The organism is Veillonella sp. 3913, assembly GCF_003992235.1.
In the GTDB taxonomy this organism is placed as follows: Bacteria; Bacillota; Negativicutes; order Veillonellales; family Veillonellaceae; genus F0422.
Genome location: NZ_RQVF01000002.1, coordinates 251,567 through 273,320, shown reverse-complemented (window position 1 = coordinate 273,320; position 21,754 = coordinate 251,567). Strand labels below are relative to the sequence as shown.

The window sequence follows — 21,754 nt, the reverse complement described above, 5'->3', positions numbered from 1 at the left end:
GCAAGAATTTTATAATTTCAATATACCGTGTACTAAGACCGTATGTAATATATAGTAAATGATATATATTTTCATTATATAAACTAATCATAATAATTTCAACCACCAAGGCATAAAAAAGCAACCAATCCGAAGATTGGTTGCTGTAGTATCCTATTATTTGGAGTACAATTCGACGATTAATGTTTCGTTTACTTCGATAGGAAGTTCTTCACGTTCAGGAAGGCGAGTTAATGTGCCTTGGAAAGCGTCAAGATTTTTTTCGATGTAAGGAAGTTCGAAAGAACGAAGTTCTTGGAAGTTCACTTTGAACATTTCGTTGTCACGGCTAGCTTCACGAAGTTCGATTACATCGCCAACTTTACATTGGTAGGATGGAATGTCAACGCGTTTACCGTTAACAAGAATGTGGCCATGGTTTACCATTTGACGTGCTTGACGGATGGAGTTACCGAAGCCAATGCGATATACAAGGTTGTCCAAACGGCATTCCAACAATTTTAACATGTTTTGACCTGTAACACCATGCATTTTTTTCGCTTTATCGTAATAGCGTACGAACTGGCGTTCTAGCAAGTTGTAGTATGCTTTAACTTTTTGTTTTTCTAATAATTGAAGACCATATTCAGACATTTTCTTTTGACGTTGGTCTTTTTTTACACGTTTTAAAGCCTTCGCGTGACCGAAAACGTTCACACCGAAGCGACGGCATAACTTAAATCGTGCTTCTCTTCTCGTTGCCATGTGATTATCACCTCATAGATTAATAAAACTTTGCACAAATCGTGCTTAATTATTATACCCTATGAAAATGAAAAAGTCAAAGGGCTATAACCATTGTCAAGGGCCGTGTATGTGCTATAATAAAGGGTGCAGTATTAGTATTTCCATTGGGAAATGATGTAAGAGGAGATTCACAATGAATGTGTCCTATAATGTTAAAGAAGAATTATGTATAGAACATACACCAGGTGCAGGTGCCATCGTTATTTTTGGGGCCTCTGGAGACCTGACAAAACGTAAATTATTACCAGCTATTTATTCCTTGTTTCAACGTGGTTTACTTTCACCGAAGGTAGCCGTAGTGGGCGTAGCACGGACAGCCATGAGCCACGACGAGTTTCGTGAACAAGTGAAAGCATCCATATTAGGCGATCGTGAACCAAGTGTAGAAGAACTAGCATTTATTGAACGCTTTTCCTATGTGTCTGGTCAATATACAGAGCCTTCTACGTATGTAGCATTGCGAGAAGAGTTAGAGCGTGTGGCAACGGCGCATTGCACAGGTGGTAATGCACTATTTTATCTAGCCATGCCACCAGAGTTATTTGAACCTATCGTACGTGAATTACATGGGGCGAAGCTATTAGAAGAAGTAGGGTCTTGGTCTCGAGTAATCATTGAGAAACCGTTTGGGCATGATTTAGAAAGTGCTATCGCATTAGATGAATCATTAAAACAATATATAACAGAAGAGCAAACCTATCGTATTGATCATTATTTAGGGAAAGAAACGGTACAAAATATTTTGATGCTTCGTTTCGCCAATGCTATATTTGAACCACTTTGGAATCGCAAATATATTGAACGTGTAGAAATTACGGTGGCTGAAGAGTTAGGTGTAGAAAAACGTGCTGGCTATTATGATGGGGCAGGCGCTTTGCGTGATATGGTGCAAAACCATATGATCCAGGTATTATCTTTGATTGCTATGGAACCACCTGCCAGTTTTAATGCCGACGATTACCGTGATGAAATTGCTAAATTGATTTCGTCTATTCGTGGTTTACATCGTCAAAAATTAGGCGATATTGCAGTGCGTGGTCAATATACAGATTCTGGTAATACAGAACGTCCAGCCCCAGAGTATCGGAAGGAAGAAAATGTGCCACCCACGTCTACGACAGAAACTTATGTGGCTTTGAAACTGTTCATTGATAATTGGAGGTGGCGTGATGTGCCGTTCTATTTACGTACAGGGAAACGATTGCCGAAGAAATCGAGTGAAATTGCTATTACTTTCAAACCAATTCCGCACTCCATTTTTAAACCGTTCCATGCGAAAGACTTTAACCAAAACGTATTGGTTCTTCGCATGCAACCAAATGAAGGAATGGGATTGTCCTTAGAGGTAAAATCTCCAGGATCGAAATTAAGTGTCAATACGTTAGAAATGGACTTTTCTTATAGCAATTCTAAGGAATTAGCAGATATTCCAGATGCTTATGAAAGATTGATTTTAGATGGTTTATTAGGAGACCAAACATTATTCGTTCGCAACGATGCGGTAGAAAAATCTTGGCGTTTATTTAAGCCATTGATTGAGGCATGGGAACGAAATGATGAAGAAACACCGTTATGCTTCTATCCAGCTTTCAGTGAGGGACCAAAAGAGGCAGAAGAGTTATTAGAAGGAGGATCTTGGTCGTGGCGAGAGATATAATTCATGCATTTCCTACAGGAGATGACGTGGCGAAAGCAGTGGCCGATCGTTTTTTAACTTATACAAACGAATGCATTGCAGAAACGGGTGCTTGCGTGGTGGCTGTATCTGGAGGGACTACACCAAATGCATTGTTTTCGTTGCTCGATTCTGATGAGTATACAAATCGTATCGATTGGGAGCATATTTTCTTCCTTTGGGTAGATGAACGATTTGTGCCACAGTCGAATCCAGATAACAATTTTGGCCGTGCAAAAGATCGCTTATTTGGAAATATTATGGGAGCGGCTCACTATTATCCAGTACCAACGAATAATGGTACTGTGGAGGAAGCAGCAGATAAATATGAACAAGAAGTACAAATGGTCTTGAAGCGCACAGAAAAGGAATCCATAGATTTAGTCTTATTAGGCTTAGGTGATGATGGACATACAGCGTCCCTGTTCCCTAAATCTGAAGCTTTGTATGAACGTAATCGTATGGTAGTGGCCGTAAAAGACGGCAAAGTATGGGAACGTGTGACATTAACATTCCCAATGCTGGTGAATGCGAAATCTGTGTGGTTCACGGTGGTAGGCGCTTCTAAAGAGGCGGCCTTAGCTCGTGTGCTTCGCCAACGTAAAGAATATGAAGAATATTCTTGGGAGGATCGAGTAGACCATTGTTTACCAGGTGCGGTATTAACTCATGAACCAGTAGAATGGTATGTAGATGATTCTGCGCATAAAAATTAATTGATTTGAAATGCGAGGTATTAGGTATGTTTAATTTTGGTACACAAGAGTTATTTCTTATTTTAATTATTGCCCTTGTTATCTTTGGACCTAAAAAGTTACCTGAAATTGGTAAGGCCATTGGTAAAAGTATTAATGAATTTAAAGATGCTGTTAGTGGCGATAAAAAAGTAGCTAAAGAAGAACCTGCAAAAGCGGAAACCATTGATGTAGAAGCTGGTGCTACTAATAGTCATAAACAAAATAATTAGGATGTGCTATAATGAATTTAGTCATATTTCTGCTCCTTATTTAGGGGCTAAAAATAGTCATAAACAAAATAATTAGGAGGAACTATGTGTAAAGATTGTGGTTGTGGTAGCACGGGTAATGTGACTACAAAATTATTTCACGTGCCAGGCATGATGTGCGGGAACTGTGAAAACACTGTAAATGGGGCCGTTCGTGGGTTGCCAGGCGTATTAGAATCTACTGTGGATTTGAAAACAAAAGAAGTACGGATTCGCTTTGACCATATTAAAACGGATGAAGCAACCATTCGTGCAGCTATCGACGAAACAGGTTTTGAAGTGGAATCTGTGAAAGACTATGTTCATGAACATGGTGGCATTTTGGGCGCTATTAAGAAAATATTCAAATAAGGCGTACTATCTGGTGATATGCCGGGTATATATTAGAATACAAGGAGGGGCTATCTGGATTGATTTCAAGATGGCCCTTTTATAGGAGTTAGTATGATACGCAAGTTTAATCAAAAAGAATACACCTGGGATGGAGTCGACACGTTGGTATACAAGCAAGATAATAGCCCTTTTAAAGATGTGACCCGTCAAGTTTTGTTTGATGGAGCTTGGGATATTCCATGCCAATTCCGTTATTTTGAGGTACAACCAGGTGGGTATAGCACTATGGAGCGCCATGAGCATACGCATATGGTCATGATCTTCCGTGGGAAAGGCCAATGTTTACTAGGCGACACCGTGGAAGACGTCCAAGAAGGAGATATGATTGAAATCCCTAAATTGATGGCACACCAATTCCGTGCGAACCAAGACGATCATTTAGGCTTCCTCTGCTTGGTTAATGTGGACCGAGATAAGGTGCAAGTTATCACAGAGGAAGAACAAGCTGTGATGATGGAAAATCCTGTAATCGAGGAGTTTTTAAATAGCTAGTTAATCAGTTTACATACAACTGTCTCACAAGGAAGAAATATAAGTGATGAGGAATCTAGGCATCTAATATTGATGTTAGGAGTTATCGTTACTTATGTTTCTTTTTTATTTTAAAGTGAAATTGCATTATACAATTAAGTAGATAACATTTTCTGATATACAATAACGGAGTCTAGTTATAATCATGAGAGTGGGACGAAAACTATACGATGCATATCACAGCTAATAGTTGTAATACATAAATGGACAAATATATTATAAATTTAAGATAAATCCCTTTTATTAGAGAGAAATATTTGTTATAATTGAAAAGTTCTCATTTTTTATAGAAAGTAGGTTACATATGAATTTTATTCGTAGTATTAATCGCTTGTTCAATGATTACCTAGCATGGATTGTGTTAGCTATGGCAGTTATCGCATTCTTAGTGCCAGAACTATTCATGGGGGCAGCGAAACAAACAGTTCCTTTGTTACAATTAGTTATGTTCAGCATGGGCTTAACCTTAACAGGGAAAGTATTCTTAGACGTATTTAAACAACCGTGGCAAGTGATCTTGGTATCCTTGATTCAATTCTTGTGGATGCCACTAGCAGGTTGGTTAGTAGGTACCTTGTTTGGATTCCCACCAGAAATCGCCTTAGGATTTATCTTGTTAGGGGCAGCACCAGGTGGTACCGCATCCAATGTAATGACATTCTTGGCAAATGGTAATGTGCCATTGTCCGTATCTGCAACGACAGTATCCACTTTGTTGGCACCAGTGTTAACACCAATCTTCATCGTCTTATACGCAGGACAAACTGTAGATATTGCATTCTGGCCGATGTTCATGTCCATCGTGAAAATCATTGCGGTCCCAATTGCGTTGGGCATTATTGTAAACTATTTCATCGGTTCTCGCATTGAACCTGTGAAAGAAGTATTACCAACAGTAGGTGCCGTAGCTGTATTAATTATCCTAGCTGGCGTCACTGCCGTTAGCCGTGATAATATCTTAGCGCACGGTGTGATGATTTTCTTAGCTTGTTTAGTGCAAAATGTGAGCGGTTATGTAGTGACGTATTTCATTTGCCGTCTATTTGGTTCTAACGTACCAGATCGCCGTGCCATGCAAATCGAAGTGGCAATGCAAAACTCTGCCTTGGCCGCTAGCTTAGCGTTGAAACATTTTACACCACAAGCAGCCGTAGCAGGCGCCGTGTTCTCCATTATCCATAACTTTACAGGATCTATCTTTGCGGGCATTTGCCGAAGAAACGATTCTAAAAATACACATTAATCTATAAGTTAATGTACTTTGGGTATTAGAGCATTTAGAAAATTAAATATCTAGTAGAAACGTCATGTACTTTCATAGCCTGTTATAGGATGAAAGTATGTGACGTTTTTTCCTTGTAAAATTATAAAATAAAGTATATAATAGACTGTCGTAGTACGATTTGTACAAATATTAGGAATACCCTACTTAAGTAGATAAAGGAGTATAGAATGATTCGTGAAAATCTTCGCAATGTGGCGATTATCGCCCACGTTGACCATGGTAAAACAACATTGGTAGACGCATTGCTTAAACAAAGTCATATTTTCCGTGACAATGAAAAAGTTGCTGAGCGTGTAATGGACTCTAACGACTTAGAACGTGAAAGAGGGATTACGATCCTTTCCAAAAATACAGCAGTTATGCATAACGATGTAAAAATTAACATCGTGGACACACCGGGCCATGCTGACTTCGGTGGTGAAGTAGAACGTGTATTGAACATGGTTGATGGCGTATTGTTATTGGTGGACTCTTTTGAAGGTCCAATGCCACAAACGAAATACGTATTGCGCAAAGCTTTGGAACAAGGTTTGAAACCAATCGTGGTTATCAACAAAATTGACCGTCCTGACCAACGCGTTCATGAAGTAGAAGATGAAGTATTAGAATTATTCATGGAATTGGAAGCAGACGATGATCAATTGGACTTCCCAGTGGTGTATGCCTCTGCTCGTGATGGCATTGCGAAAGCATCCATGGAAGATGATTCCACAGATATGACTGCATTATTCGATGTATTGATTAAAGAAATTCCTGCTCCACAAGGTGATATCGATGGTCCATTGCAATTCATGGTAACTACCCTTGACTATGATGATTTCGTAGGAAAAATTGCAGTAGGTCGTATCGTTCGTGGTCGCATGAAAACTAATCAACAAGTGGTGTTAATGAATGGTGAAAGCACTCGTAAAGGCAAAATCGGTCGTGTGTACACATACAATGGTTTAAATCGTGTAGAAACTGATGAAGCAGGCATGGGCGACATCATTGCTTTCGTAGGTATCGATGACATCAATATTGGTGAGACCGTAGCGGATGCAGAAAATCCAGAAGCACTACCAACAATCTCCATTGATGAGCCAACATTGTCTATGATGTTCTCCGTTAATAACTCTCCATTCGCAGGCCGTGAAGGTGACTATGTAACAAGCCGTCATTTACGTGACCGTTTGTTCAAAGAAGTAGAAACTAACGTATCTATGCGTGTAGAAGAAACAGATTCTCCAGACTCTTTCAAAGTATCTGGCCGTGGCGAATTGCATTTGGCAGTATTGATTGAAACCATGCGTCGTGAAGGTTACGAATTACAAGTGGGTAAACCTCGTGTAATTTTCAAAGATATCAATGGTCAAAAATGTGAACCATTGGAGCATTTAACTATCGACGTGCCACAAGAATTTATGGGTGCTGTAATGGAAAACTTAGGTGTTCGTAAAGCTGAGTTAATCAACATGGTTGAATTAGCTGGTTACTTACGTATGGAATTCGTAGTACCTGCTCGTGGCTTGATTGGTTTCCGTGCGCAGTTCTTAACAGCTACAAAAGGTAATGGTATCATGAACCATGTATTCCATGGCTATGCACCATACAAAGGAGATATCCCAGGCCGTACGCGCGGTGCTTTGGTAGCTTTCGAAGATGGTGAAACAACACCATATGGTTTGAACTCTGTACAAGATCGTGGTACTTTATTCTTGGGCGCTAACGTACCAGTATACACAGGCCAAGTTATCGGCGAAAATGCTCGTGAAAACGACATGGACGTAAACCCTAACAAAAAGAAACATGTTACTAATATGCGTTCTAGCTCCTCTGATGAGGCAGTTCGTTTAACACCTCCACGTATCTTCAGCTTAGAACAAGCTCTAGAGTGGATTAACGATGATGAATTGGTAGAAGTAACACCAGAAAATATCCGTATGCGTAAAGCGATCTTGGATCGTTCCGCTCGTGCGAAAGCAGCAAAAGCAGCAAAATAATTACATATACTAGACTAGGAATAGTCTATGTACATAGAAATAGAGAAAGTAGTGGGATACCATGGCTTTCTCTATTTTGTTGTATTTTATAGGGGTGAAAGCCTATAATAGATATATAAGTAATACATTAGTAATGATATAGGAGATATAGGAGACAGGATGAAAGAACTTCGCACACTGCCAGATGGTAGCATTACTTATGAACTGCATAGAAAACGCGTGAAGAACATGAATCTTCGTGTCACCACCAGTGGCGTAGTACGAGTGTCTGCCTCCCCTCGTGTCCCCCTAGGAATGATTGAAGCCTTCATCTGTCGTCATCGAGCTTTCGTTGAAAAAGCACTGCAAAACCGAAAAAGCAGAGGCGGTCATCCGATGGTACCTGCTGTAGATACAGAAATCATGGTGATGGGTAAGATGTATCGAGTAGTATTAGAAAAGCCTCACGCAGTATCTGCCTACTTGGAAATATCTTCGCAGGATAGTCAATTAAGCGATACTCCGTCAGATTCTCCATTGAAAGGTAGTTCATCAAAAAGGAAGGGCGCACAAGGAAGCCGATCACAAAGAAAACTGTCGAGAGGGAACGCCTCTACCTATGCAGTAACGGTGGTAGACGACATATTGTTGGTACGCTACCCAAGTAATCATGAGACCTTGGATGCTAGCAAAGTAGAACGAATGTGGCTTAGCTTTTGGAAAACCATAGGTCAGGACTTCATGGAAACACTAGCACAACAAGTGTATAGTGAGTTTCAACAAGCGGGGTATACAGTGCCGACACCGGCCTTGCGATTGCGATATATGACGAGCCGTTGGGGATCCTGTATGCCTGTAAAAGAAATTATCACTATGAATACTCGATTGCTATTAGGGCCTACCGAGTTTGCTCACTATGTGATGGTCCATGAATTTGCGCACTTTATAGAGCCGAACCATTCGTCACGATTTTACAAGGTCATGAATGATGTGTTGCCAAACTGGCAAGAGATAAAACTAAAAATGCGTGCATATTATAAATAAATATAGTTGCCTAGTATCTATCTACCAAGAAGTAAAGTTTATTAAATAATGCAAAGCCTATGTAGTTTGTTATACAGATTACATAGGCATTTTTATTTTGTAAGTATCCATGGATTGATAGATGACAAACGCTTTCACGGTACACTGAAATATGCAAATTATGATATAATAAAAGGAATGAAAGTATATCGCGTTACGTTAGTAAGGAGGGCACATGAGACCATTTGTACATCTGCATAGTCATAGTGAATATAGCCTCATAGATGGCATTAGCCGATTGCCACAAATGGTGAGTCGTGCGAAAGAACTCAATATGCCTGCCCTAGCGTTAACGGACCATGGTAATATGTATGGAGCCATATATTTTTATAAAGAGGCCATGGCACAAGGTATCAAACCCATCTTAGGATGCGAAGTGTATGTGACCGAAGGCAGTCGTTTTGACCGCCCTGAAGGTAAGACCTATGAACGATTAAAGCATTTAATTCTCTTAGCAGAAACCATGGAAGGATACGAAAATATTGTAAAAATTGTATCTAAATCCTCTACAGAAGGGTTCTACCGCAAGCCGCGTGCTGATCGAGATTTGCTATCTACCTACAACAAAGGAATCATCGCTTTGAGTGCTTGTATTGCAGGAGAAATTCCGCAACTGATTTTACAGGACAACATTGAGGGCGCTCATCGTGCTTTGGAATGGTATCTTGAGACCTATGGAAAAGAGAACTTTTTCTTAGAGATTCAGAACCATGGAGATTCTAAGGAATTACGTGTTCAAGATGTGTTGGTAGATATGGCGGAGCAATATGGTGTGGGACTTGTATGTTCTAATGACTTTCACTATGTTTATGCAGACGATGCGGAAGCTCATGATATTAAGGTATGTATTGCTACGGGTGCAAGGCGGAATGATGTAGATCGCATGAAGTTTTTCAGTAATGAGTTTTACATGAAAAGCGGCGATGAGATGGAAGAACTCTTTGGTCATATTCCAGAAGCTTTGGATAATACCTTGAAGATTGCGGAACGTTGCCATGTAGAGTTCAATTTTGATGCACACCATTTGCCAAAATTTGATGTACCAGAAGGGGAAACAGCACATTCTTACTTGCGTAAAGTTTGTGAGTCCTATATTCCTCAATTCTATCCAGAGGTAACACCGGTATTACAAGAGCGACTAGATTATGAGTTAGGTGTTATTAGTCGCATGGGCTTTGAAGATTACTTCCTCATCGTTTGGGACTATGTTAAATATGCTCGTGAACATGGGGTACTAGTAGGCCCGGGTCGTGGTAGTGCAGCAGGGTCAGTGGTAGCCTACTTATTAGGGATTACAGGTCTAGATCCTATTAAATACGATTTGCTCTTTGAACGGTTCTTGAATCCGGAGCGGGTGAGCATGCCCGATATCGATATCGACTTCTGCTATGAAACTCGGAATAAGGTCATCGAATATGTGACAGAAAAATATGGACAAGAGCGAGTAGCACAAATTATTACCTTCGGTACCGAAGCGGCTCGTGCTGTTATTCGTGATGTAGGTCGCGTGCTAGATATGCCTTTGCCAGAGGTGAATCGATTAGCTAAGATGATTCCCAATGAGCTAGGTATCACTTTGAAAAAATCTTTAGAGGTAAAAGAACTCAAAGATCTATATGAAAGTGATGCATCGGTAAAAGAACTATTTGATCTTTGCTTGCGCTTAGAAGGCATTGCGAGAAACTCTTCTACCCATGCGGCGGGGGTCGTAATTTCAGCAGCACCATTAGATGAGTATGTGCCGGTACAAAACTCCAATGAAGATGGTTTTGTCACGCAATATGATAAAGATAATATCGAAGAACTAGGCCTATTGAAGATGGACTTTTTGGGACTTCGTACGTTGACAGTGATGGGTGAGGCACTACGCCTCATTAAGGAAAATCATGGTGTTGAGCTAGACTTGGATGCCATCCCGTTAGATGACAAGGCATCTTGTGAAATCTTATGTAAAGGGGAAACAGCAGGGGTCTTCCAGTTAGAATCGGAAGGGATTACAAAATTAGTAATGGATTTGAAGCCAGAACATTTTGAAGATTTAATTCCTTTAGTGGCCCTCTATCGTCCAGGACCGTTGGGATCGGGCATGGTAGAAGATTTTATCAAGCGTCGTCATAAAGAAAAAGAAGTGACCTATTTACATCCTATATTAGAGCCTATTTTAGAGGATACATTTGGGGTTATCCTATACCAAGAACAAGTTATGCAGATTGCCTCTGCTATGGGGGGATTCTCCTTGGGGCAGGCGGACTTAATGCGCCGTGCCATGGGTAAGAAAAAGGAATCTGTACTAAAAGCACAACGAGATTCCTTTGTGTTTGGTTCTGTGAACAATGATATCGATGAGAAGCTAGCCAATGAAGTATTTGATCTCTTGCTATATTTCGCAGGGTATGGATTTAATAAATCCCACTCTGCCGCTTATGCCTATATTGCGTATCAAACGGCGTACCTGAAAGCCCATTATTTCCCAGAGTTTATGGCTGCTACTATGACAAGCTTTATGGGTAATATGGATAAAATGACGAATTATATCAATGTGTGTAAAGCGAAACAGGTGGCTGTATTAGGACCAGATATCAACCATTCAGAGCGTATGTTTACCGTACAAAATGGACAAATTCGTTTTGGCTTAGGTGGCATTAAAAATGTAGGTGATAATGCCATCGAAGAATTACTAGCAGAACGAAAGGCCAATGGACAATTTACATCCATTGTTGATTTCTGCGAACGTATACCATACCGTGTGGTCAATAAGCGTTTGTTGGAAAGTTTAATCCGATGCGGGGCTATGGATTCTTTCAAAGAAAATCGTAATCAGCTATTGCAGATTTATGAACAAGCCCAAGGGATTGGTTCTAAAGGACAAAAAAATAGTGCTTTAGGAGCGGTGAGCCTCTTTGCGGAGGTAGAGGAAATGGAGAGTATCCATGTTCCAGACTTGCCAGACTTGCCCAAAGAGCTGAAACTGAAAGATGAAAAGGAATATACAGGATTTTATATTACGGGCCATCCTTTAGATGCCTATCGTGATGAATTGGAAGGACTATTTCAATTAGGGAGATTAGCAGAAAATCCAGAGGATTTTGATGGCAAAACTGTTACCATTGGTGGATTGATTACGGAAAAAGTGGATCGATTAACGAAGGCAAAACAGGAAAAAATGTGCACCTTAACCTTGGAAGATTTCACAGGCACCGTACAAGTAGTAGTATTCCCACAAGGGTATCAAAAAAGTCATATGCTATTGCAACGAGATGGTGTGGTAGCTATCGAGGGACGCATTGATGCGGATGAAAAAGGTGTACAATGCATTGCTAGTTCCGTACAATTATTGAAAGTAGAATATGATAGAGTACGACAGATTCGTATTCATATTGATATAGCTCATGATACACCGCAAGTGAGCCAACAATTACAAAAGCTGTTGCAAGAATTACAAGGAGATACACCAGTCACTCTATTCTTGCAACGTCAAAAACGCAGCTTAGCGGTGAATCGTAGTTTTTATTTCACCCCATCAAAAGAATCTATTGGGCGTGTGCAAGCCTTACTAGGGGCCAATGCAGTAGAGTTACTATAAGGAGATAGAAATGAATAAAAAAACAAAGATTGTTTGTACCATGGGACCTAGTACAGATAGTTTAGAAATGGTAGAATCCTTATTGCGAGCAGGTATGAACGTGGCACGTTTTAACTTCTCTCATGGTTCTCATGAAGAGCAAGCAAAGCGTATGGAGCTCGTTCGCTTAGCCTCTACTAGAACAGGTATTCCAGTGGCATTAATGCTAGATACAAAAGGTCCTGAAATTCGTCTTGGCCTATTCAAAGACGGTAAAGTATGCTTAGAAGAAGGACAAGCTTTTACATTGACTACAAGAGATGTGGAAGGAACGAAGGAGATTTGCTCCGTGAATCATGCAGGATTGCCAGAAGATGTGAAAGAGGCAAAACAAATTCTCTTATCTGATGGATTAGTGACATTGCGCATTGATTCTATTGAGGGTACGGAGATTCATACGACTGTTATGAACACGGGTATGATGAGCAATCGCAAACGAGTGGCTGTACCAGGAGTATCCTTATCCTTGCCGCCAGTGTCGGAACAAGATGAAAAAGATTTGGTATTTGGTTGTGAAATGGGTGTGGACTATGTAGCAGCTTCTTTCATGCAACGGGCCAGCGATGTAGTGGCAATTCGTCGTATTTTGGAATCCAAAGGGGCAGATATTCGCATCATTTCTAAAATCGAAAATGAAGAAGGTCTTAATAATTTAGATGATATTTTAGAAGTCTCTGATGGATTGATGGTGGCTCGTGGTGACTTGGGTGTAGAGATTCCAGCCGAAGAAGTGCCTGTATTGCAAAAAATGATGATTCAAAAATGTAATGCGGCCTCCAAGCCTGTGATTACAGCGACCCAGATGTTAGAGTCCATGGTAACTAATCCAAGACCTACAAGAGCAGAAGCTAGTGACGTTGCGAATGCCATATTAGATGGTACGGATGCGGTCATGTTATCTGGGGAAACTGCAGGTGGGGACTACCCATTGGAAGCGGTCACCACTATGGCTCGTATTGCAAAGGTAACAGAAACATCTGATTTATATATGAATAGTAATCATACAGTGCCGTTAGAAGAAGCAAAAACGACAGATGCTATTTGCTCTGCTACTGTTGAAGTAGGACGTTCTTTGGGAGCTGGTGCGATCATTACTTGTACTGAATCGGGTATTACAGCCATGAGTATTTCTCGTCATCGTCCAAACTGTCAAATTATTGCAGTAACACCACATGAACACGCTGTACGTCGTATGCAGTTATACTGGGGGGTGACACCGATTCAAGGGCCTTCGCACTCCAATTCAGATGAAATGGTACACTGCGCTATGAGTGCTGCCTTAGGAGAAGGTTTAATTCAATCTGGTGATTTAGTGGTTGTTACAGCTGGTGTGCCATCTGGCTTATCTGGTACAACTAATATGATTCGTGTTCATGTCACTGGTAATGTATTGATTAAAGGTCGCGGAGTTGGTAAACTATCTGTAACGGGAACAATCCATCACGGTGATTCTACAGAGCCTATGGCAGATGGAAGCATTCTAGTAGTTCGTGATTTAGAACCAGAATATATGGAACTAGCAAAACGAGCTGGTGCTATTATTACCGCAGAAGAAGGATACACATCGACAGCAGCTATTGCAGGTATTCAATTTGGTATTCCTGTTATTTTAGGTGCTCATGAGCAATCGCAATTGACAAATGGTCAAGTGGTAACAGTAGATGGCATTCGTGGTAATGTCTATGAAGGTATTGCAAACGCAAGATAGGAGGTAACTATGGAATATCATGTTCCTACACAAGCAGATACAGTGGTAGTAGAAGAAATTGTAAATCGTAAATTACGCAATTCTATGCTTTGGATGGTGTGGGGCTTATTGACTACAGCCATCATTGGGTTTATGGCGTTGACGAACTCCAGTTGGTTGCGCTTTGCCCATTCCAACTTTAATATTATTTTGTTAGCCGAAGTGGCGGTAGTGTTCTTATTTTCCTTCCGTCAATACACGGCGTCTAACACATTTTTGAAAGCCATGTTTTTCCTCTATTCCATTATGAATGGATTGACCTTGACCGCTATTGCGTTACACTATTCCTTTGAGGTGGTAGTATATGCTTTAACAGGAGCTGTAGCGGTATTTGGCAGTTTTGCTTTTTTAGGAGTAGTGGTAAAAAAAGATTTGTCTGGATTAGGCACATTTTTAATGGGTGCAGTGATTGCGCTACTCATTGCTAGTTTGATTATGATGTTCTTCGGTGCTAGTGACTTTGGATTATTAGTATACAGCTATATAGCCGTAGGGATTTTTTCCTTATTTACCATGTATGATGTATATCGCATTAAACGGACCATAATGGAAGTAGCTTATGAAGATGAAAGTGTTCTGGAACGTGTTGAATTGATTGGTGCTTTAGGTTTATATCTAGATTTCATCAATATTTTCATCAATCTACTTCGCGTTTTCGGTCGTCGGTAACGTATCGTTAATTTGTGAGAGTACATTTATAAAAGGGGGGAGCTATAAGCTCTCCCTTTTAGTATGCAAATCTTTCGATATATGAGATAATATATAATAGATTAACACAAGTAAGGAGGTTGTATATGGAAGCAAAAGAATGGCAAACCTTCGTCACAGTGGTGGAAGAAGGCAATATTACGAAAGCAGCAGAAAAATTATTTCTTTCACAACCTGCATTAAGCTATCGACTAAAGCAAGTAGAAGATATTTTAGGGCGGCCCTTATTAATTCGTGCTAATGATGGCATTGCGTTAACTGCAGAAGGCGAGTTGTATTACGATTATTGCCGACGTATGATTCGATCCCGGGAGGAATTGCGACAAAATATTGGAAAGGTGACGGGAAAAATACAAGGTACCTTAAAAATTGCTGCATCCATTAATTTTGCGGACTATGAGTTGCCTCATTTACTCAATAATTTCACAAAACAGTATCCTAAGATTCGTATTGAAGTAAAGACAGGGTATAGCTCCCATGTGAATAAAATGTTTAATTCTGGAGAGGTGATGATTGCCTTTGCCCGTGGTGAATATAATCATGTGCCGAATGGTGTGCGTCTTTTTGATGAACCCTATTGTTTAGTCTATAAACATCCTGTAGATTACAAGGAATTACGAGATATTCCGATGCTTAACTATCGCACGGATGGATCCATTGCGACAGTGGTAGAAAATTGGAAGAAAGAACATAGCGTGGGGGATGTGAGACCAGCCATGGAACTGGATTCTATGGTGACTTGCCGTCACTTTGTGCGAGAAGGATTAGGTTGGGCTATTTTACCATATTTAGGACTTGGTAGTTGCCGTGAACATGGTATTTATGTAGAACCTTTGCGGATGAAAGATAATCGTCCATTGGTACGTTCTACCTATTTGTTCCACGATGAAGTAAGTACAAAGCTTATTGCAGTGAAAACTTTCATTGATTATGTAACAGAGTATTACGAAAATCATCAAATCGTTACATTATCGGGATATACAAGCTAAGAGGCTGATGTGCGTATGGTAAGGATTTACAACTGTCAGGTATTTTTGTCCATAGATATAAGTATACAACTTAATGGATTTGTATATATTTGGTCAGCAAAAAATATGTCCCTGACTACGTATATAGATAGGGGTTACATGTCTGGTCGAACAAGGCCTCATAGTTGATAAAGCGTATAAAGTATTACATATAAAGAGCGCAGCTAATTGAGTTGCGTTCTTTTTGTATGTGGTTTGCATTGTAGTTGGTACTTTTGTATATTAGTATGCTTGAGTTTTTACAATGTATAGATTTTTCTAATGCTAATATTTGATTAGTTTAGAATACTATTAACAGACTGTTAATGTATATGAAAGTAGCAATTATTATAGATATATATCATGAAAATAGGAACAATTTAGTAGGAATAATATAAAAACCGCATGATACCTATGTTTATAATGTATTCTCTAAATGCATACATGAAGGCTTTTTGATGATAATAAAATTTTTATAAGCCTTATAAAGGATTTTTATTTTTACCTTCTGAAATGATTGGATATAATGAGAGCGTAAAAAGACCTAGACATTTGCACGTTCTAGTATTCTAGTAAGTGGTGAACCGCCCTTATATACATTCATTTATATATATATTAAGTTTCACGTTTATAGAAAGTATGAGTGCAAGCAACATAGGCAATGTATTTATATCTTATGTAGTAAGGAGACACAAGATGAACAAAAAAGTAATCAATGCTTTGATTATGTTGTTAATCCCAATCGTGATCTGGTATAGCCCAGCTCCAGAAGGATTAGCAGATGGTGCTTGGAAACTATTTGGTTTCTATTTAGCAGCTATCGTAGGCTTAATTTTGAAGCCATTTCCAGCTCCTGTAGTAGTATTATCCGCTATCGCAGGTTCTGCATTATTTTTAGGTAACACAAAAGCAGTTCTTTCTGGTTATGCTACAACAACAGCATGGTTGGTATTCTCTGCATTTGCTTTATCTGTAGCATTTGTAAAGACTGGCTTAGGCCGTCGTATTGCGTATCATCTAATCAATGCATTTGGCGGTACAGTACTTCGTTTAGGCTATGTAACGGCTTTATTAGACGGAATCATTTCCCCAGCTACACCATCTAACACTGCTCGTTGTGGTGGTATCGTATTCCCAATCATGAACTCTGTAGCGAAATCCTTGGGTTCTGAACCTGGTGAAACAGCGAACAAAGCTGGTCGTTACTTAATGGTTAATACGTACATGGTAACAAAAGTTACATCCTTAATGTTCCTAACAGCGATGGCACCAAATGCACTAGCAGGTGACTTCATGGCAAAAATGTTAGGTGTACATTTAGATTGGGGCTTATGGGCATTGGCTATGTCAGTACCAGGCATAGTAATGTTATTAGTAGTTCCATATGTAACATACTTATTAAACAAACCAACGTTGACTACAGTTGACAATAAGAAAATTGCAGCAGAAGGCTTAGCAGAATTAGGACCTATGACTAGTGCTGAAAAAACATTAGTTGGTATTTTCATCTTTGCATTAGTAGGCTGGGCATTGCCTTCTATCTTAGCAGCATTTGGTATTAAATTTAAAATTGATGCTACTGCAGTAGCTATTGTAGCTATGGTTGCTAGCTTCTGCTTAGGCGCGATTAAATGGGATGATATGGTTGCCAATAAAGGTGGCTGGAACACATTGATGTGGTTCGGTGGTATCATCGGTTTATCTGATGCGTTATCTAAAGCAAAATTCTTCGAATGGTTAGCAGATGTAATGCAAACACATCTTCACTTCGGAGATAATGGATTTGTAGCACTTGTTATTATCGGTATTATTTCCGTAGCAATTCGTTACTTATTTGCATCTGGATCTGCTTATGTAGTAGCAATGCTACCTGTATTCTTGGCAGTAGGCCCAGCAGCAGGTGTAAATCCTATGGCATTAGCATTAGTGCTTTGTGCATCTAACTCTTATGGTGGTGCATTAACACACTACGGCGGAGCAGCAGCACCAATCGTATTTGGCGCAGGTTACAATGATGTAAAAGATTGGTGGATTACTGGCGGTATTATCGCTGTATTGTGCTTAACCCTTACATTCGTAGTAGGCTATCCATGGTGGGGTATGCTAGGCATCCTATAGGACAAGGTAATTTGTATAGTCAGAGTCTACAGGGGAAATACCTCTGTAGAACCTGACTTTTATGCTATATTTTGATGTAATAGAAAGGATTTGCTATGAAACATCTAGTGAAAGCAGCTATGGCTGGCTTTGATGAAAAAAATGATGTATTGGTAACGGTTGAACCAATTGCATCTGGTATCGAAGTAGAATTAAAATCAAAAGTTGAGCGTGCTTATGGTAAGCATATTCGTGCTTTCATTGAAGCCACTGTAAAAGAAGCAGGCTTCGATGGCGTGAAAGTAACAGCTATCGATAAAGCAGCTTGGGATTATACTATTAAAGCCCGTGTATTGGGTGCATTAGAAAGAGGGAGCGAAGCATAATGAGCCAATTAACTGAATTAGCAAAAAAACGTTTATCTCGTTCCATGATGTTCGTACCAGGTAACACGCCTAAAATGATTAACAGTGCTGATATCCACGGTGCAGACTCCATCATGTTTGATATTGAAGACTCTGTAGCAGTCACTGAAAAAGATACAGCTCGTTTATTGACAGCAGAAGCTTTGAAAACTTTAAAATTCAAAGGCGAAACAGTGGTTCGTATCAACCATCCTACACAAACTCCATATGGTTATGCTGACCTTGATGTGATTGTACCAGCAAAACCTGACTTGATTCGTCTTCCAAAAACAGAAGATGTATCTGAAGTAGAAATCGTTGCTAAGAAAATTGAAGAAGTAGAAAAAGCGAACGGTTGGGAAGAAGGTACTATCAATATTATCGTTGCTATTGAATCCGTTAAAGGTCTATACAATGTGCGTGAAATTGCACAAGGTCCTCGTGTAGTAGCGATTGCTCTTGGTGCGGAAGACTACCGTGCTGACCTTCGTACAGGCAAACATAAACCAGCTCATGAATTGTTATTTGCTCGTCAAACAATCCTTCATGCAGCTCGTGAAGCAGGTATCCGTGTACTTGACACAGTATTCTCCGATGTGAAAGATCCACAAGGCTTCCGTGAAGAAGTAGAATTCATTAAAGCTCTTGGTTATGATGGAAAATCTTGTATTCACCCAAGCCAAATCAAAATTATCCATGAAGTGTTCACTCCAGATGAAAAAGAAATTGCTCATTCTGTAAAAGTGTTGAACTCCTATGCAGAAGCACTTCGCAACAATAAAGGCGTTATCGCTGTAGATGGTAAAATGATCGACGGTCCTATCGTAGTACGTGCACAACGCGTGGTAGATAAAGCCCGTGCAGCAGGTATCAAAGTAGAGCTTGAGGAAGGAGCAGAAATCGATGTTAAATAAAATTGGTCGCGATATTCCTATGGAATTAGAATGCCTTCAAGGTCGTCGTCTCTATGAAGGACAATTTGCAATGACAGAAACTGCAGTTCGTGCAGGTAAACCAGTGAAACTTCACACTCCAGGCGAAAATAAATTAGTAGGCTCTATCGATGAAGCTATTGAAAAAGTAGGTCTGAAAGATGGCATGTCTATTTCCTTCCACCATCATTTACGTAATGGTGACTATGTAATGAAACTTGTGATGGACCGTGTACAAGCCAAAGGAATCAAAGATATTACAATCCTTAATTCTTCCTTAGCACCCTGCCATGAATTCTTAATCGATATGATTAAAGATGGTACAGTAACAGCCATCGAAACATCTGGTCTTCGTGATGCATTGGGCAAATTCTTAAGCTTGAACCCAGGCGTATTAAAACGCCCAGTAGTAATTCGTTCCCATGGTGGACGTGCTCGTGCCGTTTGTACTGGGGAAGCTCATATTGACGTAGCTTTCATGGGCGTACCTGCTTGTGATCGTCGTGGTAATGCTACAGGCCGTAAAGGTAAATCCGCTTGCGGTGCGTTGGGTTATGCTATGGTTGACTCTCACTATGCAGACCAAACTGTATTATTAACAGATAACTTAATCGACAATGTATACCCAATCTCCATCCCTCAAACAGATGTAGATTACATCGTAGAAGTAGAGGCTATCGGTGATCCAGAAGGTATCGCATCTGGTGCTGTGGGAATCACAAAAAATCCTGTACAAATTAAAATTGCGGAAATGGCCGCAGAATTCCTTGATGAAGCGGGCATTATCCAAGAAGGTTTCTCTTTCCAATTAGGCGCTGGCGGAGCTCCATTAGCAGTAGCTAAATTCATCGGTGAAAAATTAGAGAAAAAAGGCGTTGTTGGTGGATTCGGTGTTGGCGGTGCTACAGGCGTACTAGTCAGCATGCTTGAAAAAGGTCACATCAAAGCGATTTATGATACACAAACATTTGACACAACAGCAGCGGCATCTTTGGATACAAATCCAAATCATATCGAAATGAGCGCATCCATGTACGCAGACCCTACAACAGACTGCATGACAAACTACTTAGATGTAGTATTCTTGGGCGCTACAGAAATCGATACAGATTTCAACGTAAACTGTATGACTGACTCCAACGGTATCTTGATGGGTGCATCTGGTGGTCACTCTGATACAGCAGCAGGCGCAAAAGTAACTGTTATTACATGCCCATTGATTCGTGGTCGCTTGCCAATGATTCGTGAACGCGTGGAAACAGTTATCACTCCAGGTGAAAGTATCGACGTTTTGGTAACAGAACGTGGTATCGCGATCAATCCAAATCGTCAAGATTTAATTGAACGTTTCAAAGATTCTAACTTGCCAATTTACACAATTGAAGAGTTACAACAAATGGCGTACGACATGGTTGGTAAACCAGAAGGTATTGAAGTATCTCAAGATCCTAAAGATGTAGTAGCTATCATCGAATATCGTGATGGATCTATCATCGACGTAGTACGTAAACCATTACTATAATTACATACTGTCAAATACAAAAGGATTGAACTCAACGAGTTCAATCCTTTTTGTATATCTAGTATATGTATATGCAATAGACTATTATATAGTGCTTTTTATATAGGTAATAAAGGTATGAACAGCTCTACGTTGTAGGGAATTTGCTTGATAATAAAGCTTTGTTTCTCGCAATAGAGGTGTACCATCTTCCCATAGTAATGGATCAAAGGTAAATTCATCAGAGAACCTTCCCAATCCTGTTTCTGGGAGAACAGACCATCCTAAATTTTTTCTGATGAATTGTCGACATGTAGCCATGGTATCAACTTTTATACTATCGTTGGGAGGGACTTGGTAATGCTGTTTCCACCATTTATCGATGATAGTATATAAATCATGGGCTGTTGCATATCGTATAAATGGCAAAGTCAAGATGTCTTCTCTGGGCATAGGTTTAGAAGGTAAAGATGTATTGGTTACTAAACCGATGCGATCTGTGTGAATTAACAATGATTCACCGTCAATGGATTGAGGACCGCGAATAATAGCAACCTCTACCTCATTAGACTGAAATAATTGAGCTATTTTAGAGCTAATGCCAGTATAAACTTCTAACTTTACCTTTGGATAGGCTTGCGTAAACCCTGATAAAATATCAGGTAACATATAATTGGCATAGATGCTTGAGACGCCAAGCCGTAATGTTCCTGTTATTTCTTTACTATAATTGGATAGAGTGTTTTCAAATTCACGCTTTCTATGTAGCATATCTAAGGCATAGTGATAATATAATTCCCCTGTTTCTGTTAAGGTAACGCCACGAGATGTACGTATAAATAAAGGTTTATTGAACTGCTTTTCTAGTTGCTGTAGACGATACGATAACGCAGGCTGAGAGATATATAAACGATTGGCTGCCTTCGTCATATTTCCCTCTTCTGCAATAGCAATAAAAAAATGCCAATCTTTTTCCATAGTTTCCATGGTCGCCCTCCTTTAATAAAAATATTTTATCA

At 39.8% G+C, this 21,754-nt stretch carries 18 protein-coding genes; 16 read left to right on the top strand and 2 right to left on the bottom strand.

Annotation, left to right across the window (positions count from 1 at the left end):
• Nucleotides 1–156: 156 nt before the first annotated feature.
• The gene (rpsD, locus tag EO113_RS04415) at nt 157–744 is read right to left on the bottom strand and encodes a 30S ribosomal protein S4 (protein ID WP_009353000.1); all 588 of its coding nucleotides are present in this window, start codon (nt 742–744) and stop codon (nt 157–159) included.
• 175 nt (nt 745–919) lie between these two features.
• On the opposite strand from rpsD, the gene zwf reads away from it, so the two are divergent.
• From zwf to citF, 16 genes are all read left to right on the top strand, one after another.
• Nucleotides 920–2,443 carry a glucose-6-phosphate dehydrogenase gene (gene zwf / locus EO113_RS04410; RefSeq protein ID WP_127135645.1) on the top strand — a complete coding sequence of 508 codons (1,524 nt, stop codon included), beginning with the start codon at nt 920–922 and terminating at the stop codon, nt 2,441–2,443.
• Nucleotides 2,428–3,177 carry a 6-phosphogluconolactonase gene (gene pgl / locus EO113_RS04405; RefSeq protein WP_127135644.1) on the top strand — a complete coding sequence of 250 codons (750 nt, stop codon included), beginning with the start codon at nt 2,428–2,430 and terminating at the stop codon, nt 3,175–3,177. Before zwf ends, pgl begins: the two co-directional genes overlap by 16 nt.
• 26 nt (nt 3,178–3,203) lie before the next feature.
• On the top strand, nt 3,204–3,428 hold the full coding sequence (locus EO113_RS04400) for a twin-arginine translocase TatA/TatE family subunit (protein ID WP_009352849.1): 225 nt from the start codon (nt 3,204–3,206) through the stop codon (nt 3,426–3,428).
• Nucleotides 3,429–3,512: 84 nt separating this feature from the next.
• Nucleotides 3,513–3,818 (top strand): heavy-metal-associated domain-containing protein, encoded by a 306-nt coding sequence (locus EO113_RS04395; RefSeq protein WP_127135643.1) that lies wholly within the window; start codon nt 3,513–3,515, stop codon nt 3,816–3,818.
• A gap of 93 nt (nt 3,819–3,911) precedes the next feature.
• Nucleotides 3,912–4,352, top strand: a complete 441-nt coding sequence (locus EO113_RS04390; RefSeq protein WP_009352998.1) for a cupin domain-containing protein — start codon at nt 3,912–3,914, stop codon at nt 4,350–4,352.
• A 343-nt stretch (nt 4,353–4,695) separates the two neighbouring features.
• On the top strand, nt 4,696–5,634 hold the full coding sequence (locus EO113_RS04385) for a bile acid:sodium symporter family protein (RefSeq protein ID WP_009352921.1): 939 nt from the start codon (nt 4,696–4,698) through the stop codon (nt 5,632–5,634).
• 209 nt (nt 5,635–5,843) lie between these two features.
• Nucleotides 5,844–7,655: a translational GTPase TypA gene (gene typA / locus EO113_RS04380; protein ID WP_009352910.1), complete on the top strand. Its 1,812-nt coding sequence runs from the start codon at nt 5,844–5,846 to the stop codon at nt 7,653–7,655.
• Between the two features lie 159 nt (nt 7,656–7,814).
• Nucleotides 7,815–8,678, top strand: a complete 864-nt coding sequence (locus EO113_RS04375) for a M48 family metallopeptidase (RefSeq protein WP_127135642.1) — start codon at nt 7,815–7,817, stop codon at nt 8,676–8,678.
• A 214-nt stretch (nt 8,679–8,892) separates the two neighbouring features.
• Nucleotides 8,893–12,300 (top strand): DNA polymerase III subunit alpha, encoded by a 3,408-nt coding sequence (locus EO113_RS04370; RefSeq protein WP_127135641.1) that lies wholly within the window; start codon nt 8,893–8,895, stop codon nt 12,298–12,300.
• A 10-nt stretch (nt 12,301–12,310) separates the two neighbouring features.
• Entirely contained in the window at nt 12,311–14,047 is a 1,737-nt protein-coding gene (gene pyk / locus EO113_RS04365; protein WP_127135640.1) for a pyruvate kinase, read from the top strand.
• 9 nt (nt 14,048–14,056) lie between these two features.
• Complete coding sequence (locus EO113_RS04360) at nt 14,057–14,755, top strand: Bax inhibitor-1/YccA family protein (protein WP_127135639.1); 699 nt, start codon at nt 14,057–14,059, stop codon at nt 14,753–14,755.
• 125 nt (nt 14,756–14,880) lie between these two features.
• Nucleotides 14,881–15,783 (top strand): LysR family transcriptional regulator, encoded by a 903-nt coding sequence (locus tag EO113_RS04355; RefSeq protein ID WP_062401016.1) that lies wholly within the window; start codon nt 14,881–14,883, stop codon nt 15,781–15,783.
• Between the two features lie 714 nt (nt 15,784–16,497).
• Nucleotides 16,498–17,919 (top strand): anion permease, encoded by a 1,422-nt coding sequence (locus tag EO113_RS04350; protein WP_127135638.1) that lies wholly within the window; start codon nt 16,498–16,500, stop codon nt 17,917–17,919.
• 95 nt (nt 17,920–18,014) lie between these two features.
• Nucleotides 18,015–18,284, top strand: a complete 270-nt coding sequence (locus EO113_RS04345) for a citrate lyase ACP (RefSeq protein ID WP_009352869.1) — start codon at nt 18,015–18,017, stop codon at nt 18,282–18,284.
• On the top strand, nt 18,284–19,216 hold the full coding sequence (locus EO113_RS04340) for a CoA ester lyase (protein ID WP_009352816.1): 933 nt from the start codon (nt 18,284–18,286) through the stop codon (nt 19,214–19,216). Before EO113_RS04345 ends, EO113_RS04340 begins: the two co-directional genes overlap by 1 nt.
• Complete coding sequence (citF, locus tag EO113_RS04335; RefSeq protein ID WP_127135637.1) at nt 19,206–20,756, top strand: citrate lyase subunit alpha; 1,551 nt, start codon at nt 19,206–19,208, stop codon at nt 20,754–20,756. Before EO113_RS04340 ends, citF begins: the two co-directional genes overlap by 11 nt.
• Nucleotides 20,757–20,840: 84 nt before the next feature.
• On the opposite strand, the gene EO113_RS04330 is transcribed toward citF, so the two are convergent.
• Nucleotides 20,841–21,722: a LysR family transcriptional regulator gene (locus EO113_RS04330; protein WP_127010234.1), complete on the bottom strand. Its 882-nt coding sequence runs from the start codon at nt 21,720–21,722 to the stop codon at nt 20,841–20,843.
• Nucleotides 21,723–21,754: the final 32 nt, after the last annotated feature.